Origin of the sequence: Vibrio sp. Vb1166 (assembly GCF_033338695.1) — a bacterium.
GTDB lineage: Bacteria > Pseudomonadota > Gammaproteobacteria > Enterobacterales > Vibrionaceae > Vibrio > Vibrio alginolyticus.
Map to the genome: position 1 here is coordinate 1 of NZ_JAWOTE010000002.1, position 14,892 is coordinate 14,892.

Genomic DNA, 14,892 nt, shown 5'->3' on the forward strand with positions numbered 1-14,892 from the left:
AACGAGTCGGTTACCGTAACTTGGATACGCTGGCCATCTTCAATGTTTTCAATCGTCCCTTCGAGGCGAGTAGTCGCAATTTCGTACTGATTTAAATACTCATCCCCTCCACCATCGAAATTGACGTTTACCGTTGCAAGCGTATCTTTAATGGTCGTATCGACGGCGTTCAGGTTATTGCCATAAATGTCAGAAACCACAGATGTCACCGTGAGCGGCCCTTCAGCAAGAGAAGACAGATCAACGCCTGATAGGGTATAAGACTCGTTCTCTACGGTCGTTGTAACAGTAATAGAATTATTGAGGCTATCGGTAATGGTGATAGTAACAAGCCACTCATCGCTTATCTTGAGTGCGTCACCTTGAATCGTGACACTAGGAACTTCAAACTGGTTTTCGTATCCATCACCGCCATCAAGAATATCCACCGTTAATATAGCATCGGGATTCAACCGCTCAGGAGCCTGAGTCTCAGAAGTTGGGTTCTCTCTTTCTTGCACTGCTGGCCTAGTAACATAGCCATTAGAAACGAGTTGCTCAGGTAAAACAGCGCGAATATAGGCAACAAAACTTAACCCACCAGAAGACTCACTAAAATCTCGAACGCTCTGATTAAAAGTGGATTCAATACCGTTTTGAGATGCAATTAAAAGATCATTCGAACTCGATTCATCCTCACTTGTTGTATCTTCATTAAATGCAATATCGAGAATGTCAGTATTAAGAACAACCACCTCTACTTCTGGAACTAATTGTTCGTTGGGCAACATTTGGATCCAAGAACCGTCACTTAAAACCGCCCAAAGAACATTACCGATTTGAATGTAGAGTATTGGCTGCATAATTCGCCCCATATGAAACAACGAACTTTAAGTATGGTCGACGAATATGACTGTTCAAATGAAACTAGAAAAAACATGGCCCTAAATGGCTCTAATGAGATATTGAACCAAAAACATACCTCATGTATGCGAGAAAGAGCCATTGGGGTAAACTACTTCTGGCGTAACCCATCCACTGGAAATTGATTGAAATTCCCCTTGCTACAATCGGGCTCATATCCAAATGGAGCAGGGAAAGGAATCGTATCGCAGCTTGTTGAAACGGAAGATTCAAACTTTACTCTCTTTCCTATCATGATAGGAAATAACCATGTGGCATTATTTCTTAAATCAAACTCCTCTTTAGGGTCATCAATCAAATTATATATTTCAGGGATCTGTAATGGGCGCCCTTTCTCCGGCATGATATCTTGATCAATAAAGTGCATCTTGTAATTTTCCCACTTATAAGCGTAGGTTTCAGATCCATTGTTAACGATGAAACCATCTCGATTAGACTTTTCACTATCTCCCTTTAAAAAGGCCCACTGATCAATACTATCTATTGTTCTATCGCTTGGTAATTTGTATCCACCGACATGAGAAAGTGAGGCAAATAGATCCACAACATGGATAATTTCATCACTCACTCTACCCGGTTTGATGTGGTTAGGCCAAGAGGCAATAAATGGTGTTCGGAGAGACCCTTCAAGAGCCGTAAAGTACGCACCACGCCATGGCCCGCTAGAGCCTTGGTATGGCATATGCCACTCTGGACCGTTGTCAGAAAACCAAATCACTAGTGTATTGTCTTTAATTCCTGCTTTTTCTATTGCACCAATAACTTGCCCAGCTCGAAAATCTATCTCAGCTAACACATCTGAGTAATTTCCTTTGCCTGTTTTACCAATAAAATCAGGATGAGGTAGCGTCGGTAAATGTGGTTGAGTAAAAGTAATTACAGAGAAAAATGGCTTATTCTCTTTCACATTTCGATTTATAAAATCTGTGGCATGTTCAACTAGCTCACTGTCAATCGTTCTACGTGAGTCCAAATTATATTCTTTGACCCCTTTAGGATCCTGCCCTGCTCTAGCTGAAAGGATTTGAGGTTTAGGTAATATAGCTTTATAACCGGGTTGAGAGCTATATTCTGACTCATCCGTCGTATTTGCAATGCCATACCATTCATCAAAGCCTTGATCCGTTGGAAAGCGCCCTTTTTGGTCTCCCAAATGCCATTTCCCGTAAAGGCTCGTGTTATATCCTTGTTCCTTAAACTTCTCTGCAATGGTTATCTCCCAGTTCACCATACCGTAAGGCACTCCCCAAACAACCTTATCTGTCCCAGATCTAAGCGCTCGCCTCCCCGTCATGAATGAGGAGCGAGTTGGTGTGCATTGCGGTTCCACATTAAAATTAGTAAGGCGTACACCTTCTCTAGCAAGTTGATCTAAGTTTTTGGTTTCAACACCTCTGGTATTCCCATAGGAACTTAATTCCCCCCACCCAAGGTTATCAACCAACATTACTACGACATTTGGTGTCTCTTCCGCAACCACTTCTAACGGGATACATAGAAACAGGATAGTTGCTAGTTTATTTTTCATAGTGTCGCCTTTCATTGAAATTCAATCCTGTAAGTGCGTCTTATCACACTTAAAACACACTAAAGTCTAGTCCATGTTAGTTAACATTTTTGAAAAACAGGGATTACTTGGAAGCAACAAAAAACCTCTACTATATTCAACTGACTACATTGTCTCATTTGGTGTCATTTCACTCGACTTCGCCATGATGAACACAATTAGTAACGTTATATAACGATAATGGATTCATTTATCGCGGAGGATTTTCATGCGAAACTCGATTAAAAAGGTAATGGCATTGGTCGGTACATTAGCTGCGTCCACAGCCTTTGCTGCCGATAAGCCCAACATCCTTGTGTTCTGGGGTGACGATGTAGGTGTATACAACATTAGTGCGTATCACAATGGTATGATGGGAGGGAAGACTCCTAACATTGATAAAATCGCCAATGAAGGTGCCATTTTCACAGACGCTTACGCACAACAGAGTTGTACTGCCGGACGAGCCTCATTTATTCTGGGTCAACATCCGTTTCGTACCGGTCTATTGACTATTGGTATGCCCGGCGCAAAAGAGGGGATTCAATCGAAAGATCCTACTATCGCAGAGTTACTTAAAAATCACGGCTATGTGTCTGGTCAGTTTGGTAAAAACCACCTTGGTGATCAAGATGAGCACCTACCAACTAACCATGGGTTTGATGAGTTCTTTGGTAACCTATACCATTTAAACGCGGAAGAAGAGCCTGAGTCTGAGTTTTATCCAAAAGATCCAGAGTTTCGTAAAAAATTCGGACCTCGAGGCGTGTTGAAGGCGACTGCGGATGGCAAAATCGAGGACACAGGTCCCCTTACTCGTAAGCGTATGGAAAACGTAGACCGAGAGTTCATGGATGCTAGCTTGGCCTTTATGGAAAAAGCAGTAAAAGAAGACAAACCATTCTTTATTTGGCATAACTCAACCCGTATGCACGTCTGGACACATTTGAGTGAAGAATATCAAGGGAAGTCAGGTTACGGCTTATACGCCGATGGCATGATGGACCTAGATGATCAAGTAGGTGTCATGCTTGATAAACTTGAAGAGCTAGGCGTAGCAGATAACACCATTGTTGTTTTTAGTACCGATAATGGCGCTGAGAAATTTACCTGGCCAGATGGTGGTACTACACCGTTCAAGGGCGAAAAAGGTACGACTTGGGAAGGCGGATTCCGCGTTCCGATGATGGTACGCTGGCCTGGAAACATTAAACCAGGAACGGTTATCAACGATATCTTTTCACAAGAAGACTGGATGCCAACTCTACTCGCAGCTGTGGGCGAACCAGATGTGAAAGAAAAACTATTGAAGGGTCATAAAGCAGCGGGCAAAACCTTTAAAGCACATTTAGATGGCTACAACCAACTTGATCTGCTGACTGGTAAAGCTGATGAAGGCGCACGCAAAGAAATCTTTTACTTCGATGCTGGTGGTAATTTAAACGCCGTTCGTTATAAAGACTGGAAGATCCACTTCAGTATTATGGAGGGTGCCATTAATGAGGCATACCGCAAAACACCGAGTTGGCCTTTGATTGTAAACCTTCGTATGGACCCATTCGAGGTCGGTCCAGATGCAGCACTTTACGTCAGACATTTTTACGCTGATCAAATGTGGATGTTCGTTCCTGCTCAAGCTATCGTGCGTAAGTTCCTAGAGACATTTAAGGAGTTCCCTGCAACGAAAGGTAGCTCGTTAAGTATTGAAAAAGTGGTAGAAACAATGACACAGCAACCTAGAAACTAGACCCTAGGTATCGAAGCTACTGTGGAATTAACTAAGGCCTCAATTGTGAGGCCTTTTATTTCGTTGCAATTGTTTGGTTGCAGCAATTTATGGTCAAACAAAGATTATCATTTAGTGCTCTCTTTAAACACTTGATTCCAATCTTGTTTCATATCGACAAATAGCCAACCTTGCTCTTCACCTACTTTAAACGATTTATCTAACTTGCCAACATGAGAATCTTTATCATACGCCCATTCACGCTTGTCATCCGTGTGATGGATAATCGCAGAAAATCTTGGACCTGAACCTGCTTTCGTCCACTCTAACATCTGTAAATCACCATCAGAATTACCAAACGCCATTACCGGACGTTTGCCAATGAAGTTTTGAATCGTCACAGGCTTTACTGCTTTGTCATTGACAAAGTCTATTTCCGGCATGCGTTGGATGGTAGGTTTTCCATCAACACTTTGATATTCCGCCTTTAACGTCGTTCCCACGATGTTTTGCGTTGGAATGCCGTATACTTCCGGCGCCCAAACGCGCATAAATTCAATACCGCCTCCAGAAACGATGTAGGTCTGATAGTCGTTCGCTCTTAAATAGTCGAGCAGTTCGAGCATAGGTTGATAGACCATTTCAGTGTATGGTCTACCCGTTGTTGGATGGACAGCCGTTTTCAACCATTCCTTAACTTCTTGATGAAACTGTTCAGTAGACATTCCAGAATGGGTTGCCATAACAAGCTTCATTACACCTTCGAGTCCTTGTTTACCAATCCCCTCCATGTCACCTTTTAATGCGGAAGCAAAGGGTTCGGTTGTCTTCCAATCAGGATGCTCAGAGGCCATTTCTTTTACTCTATCGATCGCAAAAAACAACTGTAGATAAACAGGCTTTTCTGCCCAAAGTGTTCCATCATTATCAAACGTCGCGATTCGTTGGCTTTCAGGCACATAGGAATCCGAACCTTGGGTCGTTGTTTTCGTAACAAACGCCATAATAGCTTGCTTAGCGTCAGTGTTGTTCCATGACGGAAGTGGATCTTGCATATCAGCAGCAACAGCGTAACTAGACAGAGCTAAACCTGTTGCTAAGACAATCGCCTTTAACTTTATAGCCATCTTAATTCCTTATATTGAGGTGCTAGGTGCGAATCCAATCAAAAGTATAGTTCAATTGAAACAGGCGCATATTGAACTGACATATCCAACGGCCACCAAAGAGTGACGCCGTCACTAAATTGGTTCACTATTTTATTGAAATAGGAACATGGAATTTACCGATTAGAGTTTAAATTCATTGGCTTCAACTGATGTAGAGGCACTTTTACGTCCCTTTTTCTGATTGAGCTCTTCAATAACATAGTCGGGAGCGACCTTCGTTAGCTCTGTTAAACAGTCATCCGTTTTAGGGTTGCCGTATCTGACATAGATGTCACACACGGCATACAATTGTTCTGGAGCACCGGATATCAAATACGCTTGCTCAAAAGCGTTGACAGACTTCTTCAAGTCTAACTCTTCTTGCAGAACACCATTTAAATACCAAAAGTAACTGTTCGTCGTTGCCATCGTCGCAGCTTTGTCTATTTCAAACGCCGCTTCTTTCTTTTTGTCTAATCTAACCAAAGCGAGAGATTTAGAATAATGCAGCGAGGCATCTTCTGAATTTAGCTTGATACCCTCGTCAAGCACGTTGATAGCTTTTTGGTCTAGCTGTTGCGCTCGGAAGTTGTCTGCATAGCTTAACCAAACTTGAGGGTTGTTTGGCTCAAGCTTAGTTAACTCTGGGTATATCAACGCCGCTTTATCCCAATCACGATGCCAACGGTAAACGTCTGCAAGTAATAACTTGGAAACATTATCGTTCTTACTGGACAAGTGTGCTGTCAGCTCTGAAACAGGCCCCTCAAGTGACTGCTGTTGCTCCGAACTCAAATTGGCGTAATCTCGAACGAGGTTAATCGCTGCTGTAATTCGCACCATGGCGGCGTCATCACTCAATAACGGTGAAATCAAACGCCAACGGTGCTCAATCATATATGGCTGTGCTCCCACGATCGCAGCTTCGCGAATACCTGCATCTTCATCCTGCAACCCACGCGCAACTGCAACCAATGCATTTTGGCTTGGATAGTTGGCTAACTCACGTAAAGCATCAATACGTTTTTCTGAAGACAACTTTTTATTTTGCGCATCATAAGACAGCTTTTCGACTCGTTGCGCCGGTGTCATTTGAGCTTCTTGTGGAGTGACAACCGTTGTCGGCGATACTTGATCTGGGTCTAGCAATGTTGTTTCTTGTGCCACTGCTGTTTGACTCGCAGCAATGCCGATCGAGATCACGAGTAATGATTTAGAGAGCAGCTTAATTTTTTGCATTCAATAACCTATATTCTTTCATTTCCGGGCCTGTAGCAGGCGTAGTGACTATCTTAAAACTTCGTTTCAAACACAGTCTGTGTTTGAGTAGCTTGCTGGTGTAGAATCTGGTCACTGTATTTACCGTGAACCACTGGGTTACCTGTCGCTCGTAAGATGTACGCCATCGACTGATCAACATGGGTAAAAAACTTCTTCCAACCCGCGCAGAGATAATTAAGACCAGGCTCACCTTGCCTAGTACGGATAAAACGGTTTTTGGGACATTCTCCAAAACATGCAAATTGATAATCACATTGAAGGCACTGTTGGGGCAGCGTACGACTTTTAGCAAACCCAAATTTCTGCTGCTCAGAGCTATAAGCGAGCGTATCGAGCTTTTCGTGATGAATGTTTCCAACCTTATATTCTGGGTACACGTAATGATCACACGCAAACACATCACCATTAGGCTCCATTGCTAAGCCCTTCCCGCAGATTTCACCTAACGTACACAGTGGGTTTTTTCTGCCCATCCAGGTTTCGATACTGGCTTCAAAGTACTGCACAAACACGTTGCCGATATCGTGTAAAACCCATTCATTGAAAATCGCGATCAGAAAATTTCCCCATGCTTCATCCGCAACGCAAAAAGGCTCAACAACGGCATCTTTATGACCTGGGATCAACCGTTTATCTCCTTGCTTTAGTTGCTCGTTTGGCTCCCAAGTTTGAGGGGCGGTTGTTCTGAATGTTTTCTGCTCAACTATTGGAATAAACTGCATTTGAGGGGAGCGTACTTCATCTCGCAAGAATCGGTACACTTCAAGTGGGTTACGGCCGGTCAAGTTGTTAACACAAGTGAGCGTAGCAAACTTTACTTCGTGCTTATGTAATAATTCAACCGCATTCATAACTTGCCGGAATGTGCCTCTACCAGCTCGGTTTGTTCGGTAAGCGTTGTGCATCATTTCTGGGCCATCAATGCTTAAACCGACGAGAAAGTTGTTCGCCTTTAAAAACTCACACCATTCATCGTTAAGCAGTGTGCCATTAGTCTGGAGGTCATTGGAGATCGTAATGCCATCGGGACGGTATTTATTCTGTAGCTCAACAATTGTCTTGAAATAATCCAAACCTAGCATTGTCGGCTCACCACCCTGCCAAGAGAAAATAATTTCAGGTGTATTTTGTCCCGCTATATATTGACGGATATAGGTCTCGAGCGTTTCCTCATCCATGACTGGTGAGCAGCCTGGCTTGTACTCAAGTAAATCTTGTTTGCTTAGGTAGTAACAATAGGTGCAATCGATATTGCACACTGCACCGATAGGTTTCGCCATGACATGTAATCGCTTGGATGCTTTTCCATTGAACTGCGGACCTTGAGTTATGTGCATTCATCACCTTCTTAGTTGCTAGCCTGTGCCCAACGGCGCTAAGACTAATCATTAAGTTAATCGCCTAGTGTGATGATAATGTTCAATTATTCGTGGCGCTTGTTATAGTGTGTATAACTGTTTTTCATAGACTTGCCTGATAAAATTCTTTGATCATAAATGTTGATGGAGCTCCCCTATGAAGCATTCCAAAAGTAATACTCTTTACCTTGGTGCCGCTATTTCGATTTCGCTAATTATGACTGGATGTGCAACAACACAACCTAGCCCTCTTGCCCAAAAAATCGATCAAGATATGGTTCTTATTGAAGGTGGACAATTTACGATGGGCTCGGATAATCCGTCAGCAAATAAATCCGAGCGCCCGGCTCGCACCGTTCGCGTGGAAGATTTCTATTTGGCAAAATTTGAGGTAACCCAAGAGTTATTCGAATCGGTTACAGGCTCTTCTCTGAGTTATTTTAGAAACCCAAATACGCCCGTAAATAACATTAGCTGGCAACAAGCCAATTATTTTATAAAGAAATTGAATGAAAAAACGGGAGAGCACTATCGTTTACCCACAGAAGCAGAATGGGAGTTTGCAGCGAAAGGGGGGAATCTCAGTCAAGGATTCACTTACGCGGGAGCTGATGATATTAACGACGTTGCCTGGTATGCCAGTAACTCAAACAATAAGGCACACAAGGTAGGTCAGAAAAAACCGAATGAGCTTGGCTTATACGATATGACGGGTAATGTTGGTGAGTTTGTTATTGATGCGTTTGATGAAGGTTATTACAAATCAGCACCAAGTGATAATCCGGTAAACGCAAAAGATGAAAAAGAAAGCCTTGCACACAAGTCTGTACGAGGTGGTAGCTTTGCCTATGATGCTGACGAATCCGAAAACTATCGTCGCGATTTTGCTAGCCAGTCAGTCATCATGTCCGACATGGGGCTGAGATTAGCGAAAGACGCTGATTAAACTAAGTAAGAAAAAAGTGGAGCGATAAAAGCTCCACTTTTGGTAATTAGCTCCTATTGACCCCGACAATAGAGGCTTTAAGCTGATCAATAGCTTGTTTAGGTGCATAGTGACTAAGCTCTTGTATGCACCTATCGAAAGCAAAAGCGACAGCACCTTTTTTATGATTTCTCGCTAGAACCTCGCATTGAGCATACAAGTGCTGTGGATTGCCACCGACTTCAAATGCTGTTTGCAACGCTTTACTGGCTTCTAGAACATCGCTTTTTTCTAGAGCTAGACCGTACACGTACCAATAATGAGCATTAGTTTCACCAATTTCTGCGGCGCGTCTAAGTAGCTTTTTCGCATCATCAGCTTTGCCTTGACGCAACAAAGAAAGACCTGCGCTGTATGGTAACGTGCTGGATTTAGGTTGAGCTTTCATCCCTTGTTGTAGCACCGTGAGCGCAGCTTCTTCTTTACCTAGGTGACGATACAAATCTGCTAGGTTAACGTAGCTATTTTCGAAATAGGGTTCGATGCTGATCGCTTGTTTATACAGCTCGGCCGCTTTGTCGATTTCACCTAAGCTGCGGTACACATTCGCCAAATTGGTTCTTCCGAAACCACGATCGGCATTAAACTCTTGAATTTCCATGTACTCTTCTAAAGGCGATTTAATGATATCTTTTTGTAAAGGGGTCATTTGTGCGTAGTTCGCTACCAGCACCGAGGCAGCTTCCGTTCTCACTGAAAGCACCGGGTCATCAAGCAATGGCTCTAGAATCCGCCACCGATCATGAAATTCATAACCAGACGAGCCTGAAATTGCCCCTAATCGAACCATTTCATTCTCATTCTTAACGGCCCTAGCCAAAGATACTGTTGTATTTTGGTCTGTATTGCCTCCCATCCTCTCCAGGGCTGAGGCGCGAATAATGTCTTTTAAAGACGAATCCTGAGCAGAGTATGCTAACGCATTTGCTGCTCCTTGATGACCAATTGAATCCGCATAAAATGCGACAGCAAAATGTTGCTGATTACGATACTTCGAATTCGGGTACCATTCTGCTATCTGTTCATCGGCCCATTGATTGCTTTTATCTTCATGGCATGACATGCAAACATTGGGCGTTCCAATATGTTTGCTCAAATCTGGTCGTGGAATATGCCAACTGTGGTCTCTACGAGGATCGACTTGCATGTAAGTCGTTTCTGGCATGTGACAAGTCGTACATTGCGATGCTTCAGATCCAGCCTTATGAAAGGTATGCTTTTCAGGTGTATATTCAGATGCAATATGGCATTGCGAACATACTGCCTCTTCTGGGATCGTTAATTCTGCCGTGTGTGGATCATGGCAATTAGTGCACGTGACCCCCTTCTCCGCCATTTCAGATTGAAGAAACGAACCATAAACATAATCTTCGTCGTAAATCTGTCCATCATGATAGTAGAGTTCAGGTGTTATAAGACTTAAGCGATATTTATCAAAAAAGGAACCTTTAACATGATCACCTGTTTCATTTAACTGGGTTCGGCGACTATGGCATTGAGCGCATGTTTGCACTTGATTGGTTGCTTCAATTGATTTCGGCTGTAACGTACTATGGCCTTCCTCAAACACCCAATCCGACACTGCTTTAGACAAATTTCGATCAAAGCCATAATGGCTGTCATGCTCAAAAGAAGTGCCAGCATTTTTGTATTTCTTGGCCAGTTCTATGTGCTGACTAGCAGGACCATGGCATGCTTCGCATCCCACATTAATCTCTGACCATGAGCTGTTGTAAGTGTTTTTGTCAGCGTCGTAATTCTTCTTTAGGTGCGTTGAATGGCAATCAGCACACATGAAGTTCCAATTTTGCCCGGTATTGGTCCAATAGAATTCATCCGTTGTTGTCGTTTCTGGATAAAGATGAAACCAACGCTGTCCCCCTTCAACTTTAGCTCTTGTGTCCCAAGCAAAAGGAATAAGCTGCACGCGGCCATCTTCAAACTCGACCATGTACTGCTGTAATGGTTCCCAGCCAAATGTATAGCTGATCTTATAGTCATGCCATTGCCCGTCAGAGCCTTGAATGTTGACCCAATATTCGCCGCCTTTTTTAAAAAAACGATTAGGCATTCCTTTGTGTGTTACAACATGGTTATCAAAATTACCACGCACAGAGGTTGTACTTGCATGCTTCATGGCCATATCGTGATGTGACCCTTTCCAGGCCTCCACCTCGTTTTGGTGGCAATCTATACAAGCTTGTGTGCCAGCATATTCTGGATTTAAGCCTAAAGGAATATTTGGTTTCTCTGTTAATAACTCTTGAGAAAAAGCCATAAAACTGACAACAACGTTGACCAGCAATAAAATACGAAACCGGCCTGCCCACTGACTCATAGATATCCTTATATTTATAATGCACAACCTAAATCAATATAGACACTAAATCACTGGTTATACAAATAATTACAAGCAATACATAACGACTTTAGTATTGCTTTAGGACCGTAAAACAAGCGAGCATCCTATTGTTTTTCATTTCCATCCCCTCTTCTACTACGCAATAAAAATAAGGCTCTTCAGTGATCTAAATCTACTTTACGAATCTCTACAAACTAACAGAACAATCCTATTTCTTTTTAATTAACAAATGGTTACAACCTAGCAATAACTTATGGTTATATCGAGTATAAGAGGATTTTTCTATATACATCATTAACTTATGCAGCAACTAAGCATAAGGCTCACTTGTGCTTATCTTTACTCTCAACAATCTGGAGTTTTTATGGCAAATCAATTGAGCAAAATCGCTGTAGGCGCAGGACTGTTAGCGGCGTCTAGTGCTGCTATAGCAGCAGACAAACCGAATATACTGGCAATTTTTGGTGACGATATCGGCTACTGGAATATCAGCGCATACAACCAAGGTATGATGAGTTACAAAACGCCAAACATCGACCGTATCGCGAATGAAGGTGCGTTGTTCACAGATCACTACGGACAACAGTCTTGTACTGCTGGTCGCGCTGCCTTTATTACGGGTGAAGAGCCATTTCGTACGGGTTTGTTAACAATTGGTATGCCAGGCTCTGACCACGGCATACCTGATTGGGCACCAACCATTGCAGATCTGTTAAAAGAACAAGGTTACATGACGGGTCAATTTGGTAAAAACCACTTAGGTGACCAAGATAAGCACTTACCGACCAAACACGGCTTTGACGAATTCTTCGGTAACTTATATCACCTAAACGCAGAAGAAGAGCCTGAAACTTATTACTACCCTAAAGACCCAGAGTTTCGTAAAAACTATGGCCCTCGTGGTGTCATTAAGTCTTATGCCGACGGTAAGATTGAAGACACTGGCCCGATGACACGAAAACGTATGGAGCACGCAGATGAAGAGTTCCTAGAGAGCTCTTTGGCATTTATGGAAAAAGCAGTTAAGGCGGATAAACCCTTCTTTATTTGGCATAACGCCACTCGTATGCACGTTTGGACTCGCTTGCAGGAAAAATACCAAGGTAAATCAGGTGTAAGCATTTATGCCGATGGTATGCTGGAACATGATGATCATGTAGGTGTTTTACTCGACAAGCTGGATGAGCTAGGTGTTGCAGACAACACTATCGTTATCTACTCAACGGACAACGGCGCAGAAACCATGACTTGGCCAGATGGTGGGGCAACACCATTCCATGGTGAAAAAGGTACAACTTGGGAAGGCGGTATGCGTGTTCCTCAACTGGTTCGTTGGCCAGGCGTCATTAAACCAGGAACCAAGATCAATGAAATGATGGCGCACCAAGACTGGTTGCCTACATTATTGGCAGCTGCTGGCGTACCTGATGTAAAAGAAAAACTGGCAGAAGGCTACAAAGCAAATGGCAAAGAATGGCGTGTACATTTAGATGGTTATAACTTCATGCCATACTTTGAAGGTAAGGAAGAAAAAGGCCCTCGTGAGTCGCTGCTTTACTTTACGTCTAATGGTGAATTAAACGCTGTCCGCTGGAATGACTGGAAACTTCACTTTGCAACGCTTGAAGGGAACCTAAGTAACGCAGTTCGTTTTGCTCCGAACTGGCCTAAAATCATCCACCTACGCGCTGACCCATTCGAAAAAGGCCCAAGCGAATCACAAATGTACTTGCGTTGGATGGCTGACAACATGTGGCTATTTGTACCTGTACAAGACGTTGTGGGAGAGTTCTTTAAAACACTTCCAGAATACCCAATGCAACGTGGCACAGCGATGAACCCTGCTTCACTAAACTACGACTCTCTAAAAATGCAAGAGAAGCTGCAGCAACTAGACAAAGTTGAACAAGAAATCAGCAAGTTTAAGTAAACTAAGTTAACGTTAGTTAATCAGTAACATTAAGCCAGCAGACCATTCTGCTGGCTTATGTGTATCGCCACATAGGAACTTACTTAAATCGTCTGTTTAGCCTATAAAAAGCGGGCATTGTGAGTACAAACTGAAAAACAAAAAAGGAGAGCTAACCTGCTCTCCTTTGTATTTTAACCGTGGATAAACTAAGCCACATTAACCGATTTAGCTAAACTGCTACTTTGGAAAAACTCATCATGCAATGCGCAAATCGCGTGCTGGTATTCCTTATCACCGACAACAAATTGAACATTTACATTTCTCAACGATGAGTGCAGTGCAACTGGCGTAACGCCATTATTCATCAATGCAAGTACACCTTTTGCCAACGTCTTGTTGGTATCAATTTGAGAACCAATGGCTGAGATAAGCGCGACCATACGGCCTTTAATCGAGGCATTCGGATAACGTTTCTCGGCTTTATACAATACTTTGTTTAAGCTATCAGAACTGCCACCTAGATAGTAAGTAATAGAGTTAGCGTTCATCTCTTTACCAACCAAACTTACACGAGCATCTGAGATGATTTCCATCAATTCGTAACTAACGTTATCGGCTTTTCCCACCATTGCTTGGTCAAACAAATGCAGTGCAAATACTTTTTCTTTACCTGCGATGATCTCGACTTTGTCTTCTTCTGGGCGGTAGCTTGAAGAGATCAAAGTACCTTCGTGTTCAGGTTCGAATGTATTTTTAATCTGTAGCTCAATACCACTTTCACGTAAACCCGCAGCGGCATTGGGGTGAATCGCTTCCATGCCAAGGTTGGCAAGTTGGTCTGCTACGTCATAGTTTGTACTACCAATTGGTAATACTTTTTCAGGGCCAACAACGCGTGGATCTGCTGAGCTCAAGTGGTACTCTTTGTGAATTACTGCTAAATCCGCTTTTGTTATTGCTGCAATTCGGCTAAATGTCATCTCACTATAACCTCGGTCATAAGTGTGCATTAGGCCCTCTTTACAGTAAGCATAACCTGTCACGATTGGCAGTTCTTTTGATACATCGATATCAGCAAACGCGTCACTGATCGACTCATCAAGGCTTCTTGGCGCTTGATTATCCCAACCAGACAGGTCAACGAACTTAGCGTTAATACCCATATTTTTTAGTTTTAGTGCTGTGTTGTAAGCACTATGTGCCTCACCGATAGACGAGAGAAACTCTCGAATTTGAGGCAAGTACTGGCGCAACGAAAATTGACCGTACTGACAGGTTTCTAAAATATTCGCGATACAGTTTTTCGCTTCAGCAATGCGGGAGCGAATGAATTTATCCGCACGGATACGATTCATTGGGTCCGCAAAAATATTTTCATTGGTCAGCAACATACGGCTTTCAACGTACGCTAACGCTTCTTCCCATTTGTCGTCGCGTTTCGCGATAAGCTGATAAACGCCTGGTTTACTGGTTTTTTTACACTCGAGCAGCGCATCGGTCATACCACCGTATGCAGATACGACAAAAATACGATTGTATGGTGTTTTGGGACGAAGAATAATATTGTCGAGAACAGCATCAAATGCTGTCATTGATGTACCGCCGATTTTTTCTACGGTAAATGTCATGATAAGCCTTTTTTGATTGGTAACTTTAAAAAGAAAAAAGAAG

The 14,892-nt window shown here is 42.8% G+C and carries 10 protein-coding genes; 3 read left to right on the forward strand and 7 right to left on the reverse strand.

The genetic code is table 11. The features are described 5' to 3' along the window. Positions 1-842, reverse strand: an 842-nt coding sequence (locus R7E51_RS02435) for a hypothetical protein (protein ID WP_206957272.1), incomplete at its 3' end; no start/stop codon positions are given. Positions 843-994: 152 nt separating this feature from the next. Next, positions 995-2,431, reverse strand: coding sequence for an arylsulfatase (locus R7E51_RS02440; protein WP_242531364.1), 1,437 nt, complete (start codon positions 2,429-2,431; stop codon positions 995-997). 247 nt (positions 2,432-2,678) lie between these two features. On the opposite strand from R7E51_RS02440, the gene R7E51_RS02445 reads away from it, so the two are divergent. Continuing rightward, positions 2,679-4,196, forward strand: a complete 1,518-nt coding sequence (locus tag R7E51_RS02445) for an arylsulfatase (RefSeq protein ID WP_005377761.1) — start codon at positions 2,679-2,681, stop codon at positions 4,194-4,196. A 107-nt stretch (positions 4,197-4,303) separates the two neighbouring features. Here R7E51_RS02445 and R7E51_RS02450 read toward each other — a convergent pair whose 3' ends face one another. From R7E51_RS02450 to R7E51_RS02460, 3 genes are all read right to left on the reverse strand, one after another. After that, complete coding sequence (locus R7E51_RS02450; RefSeq protein WP_158156311.1) at positions 4,304-5,302, reverse strand: HAD family hydrolase; 999 nt, start codon at positions 5,300-5,302, stop codon at positions 4,304-4,306. Positions 5,303-5,464: 162 nt separating this feature from the next. Next, positions 5,465-6,562, reverse strand: coding sequence for a hypothetical protein (locus R7E51_RS02455; protein WP_017821946.1), 1,098 nt, complete (start codon positions 6,560-6,562; stop codon positions 5,465-5,467). 53 nt (positions 6,563-6,615) lie between these two features. Continuing rightward, positions 6,616-7,941, reverse strand: coding sequence for an anaerobic sulfatase maturase (locus tag R7E51_RS02460; protein WP_017821945.1), 1,326 nt, complete (start codon positions 7,939-7,941; stop codon positions 6,616-6,618). Positions 7,942-8,179: 238 nt separating this feature from the next. Here R7E51_RS02460 and R7E51_RS02465 point away from each other — a divergent pair, with 238 nt between their 5' ends. Then, positions 8,180-8,908, forward strand: a complete 729-nt coding sequence (locus R7E51_RS02465) for a formylglycine-generating enzyme family protein (protein WP_372434443.1) — start codon at positions 8,180-8,182, stop codon at positions 8,906-8,908. A gap of 46 nt (positions 8,909-8,954) precedes the next feature. Here R7E51_RS02465 and R7E51_RS02470 read toward each other — a convergent pair whose 3' ends face one another. After that, positions 8,955-11,285, reverse strand: a complete 2,331-nt coding sequence (locus R7E51_RS02470; protein WP_017821944.1) for a tetratricopeptide repeat protein — start codon at positions 11,283-11,285, stop codon at positions 8,955-8,957. A gap of 388 nt (positions 11,286-11,673) precedes the next feature. Between R7E51_RS02470 and R7E51_RS02475 the strand changes: the two genes are divergently transcribed. After that, positions 11,674-13,239 (forward strand): arylsulfatase, encoded by a 1,566-nt coding sequence (locus tag R7E51_RS02475; RefSeq protein WP_130546076.1) that lies wholly within the window; start codon positions 11,674-11,676, stop codon positions 13,237-13,239. Positions 13,240-13,427: 188 nt separating this feature from the next. On the opposite strand, the gene R7E51_RS02480 is transcribed toward R7E51_RS02475, so the two are convergent. Further along, positions 13,428-14,849, reverse strand: coding sequence for an aspartate kinase (locus tag R7E51_RS02480; protein WP_047100661.1), 1,422 nt, complete (start codon positions 14,847-14,849; stop codon positions 13,428-13,430). Positions 14,850-14,892 lie beyond the last annotated feature (43 nt).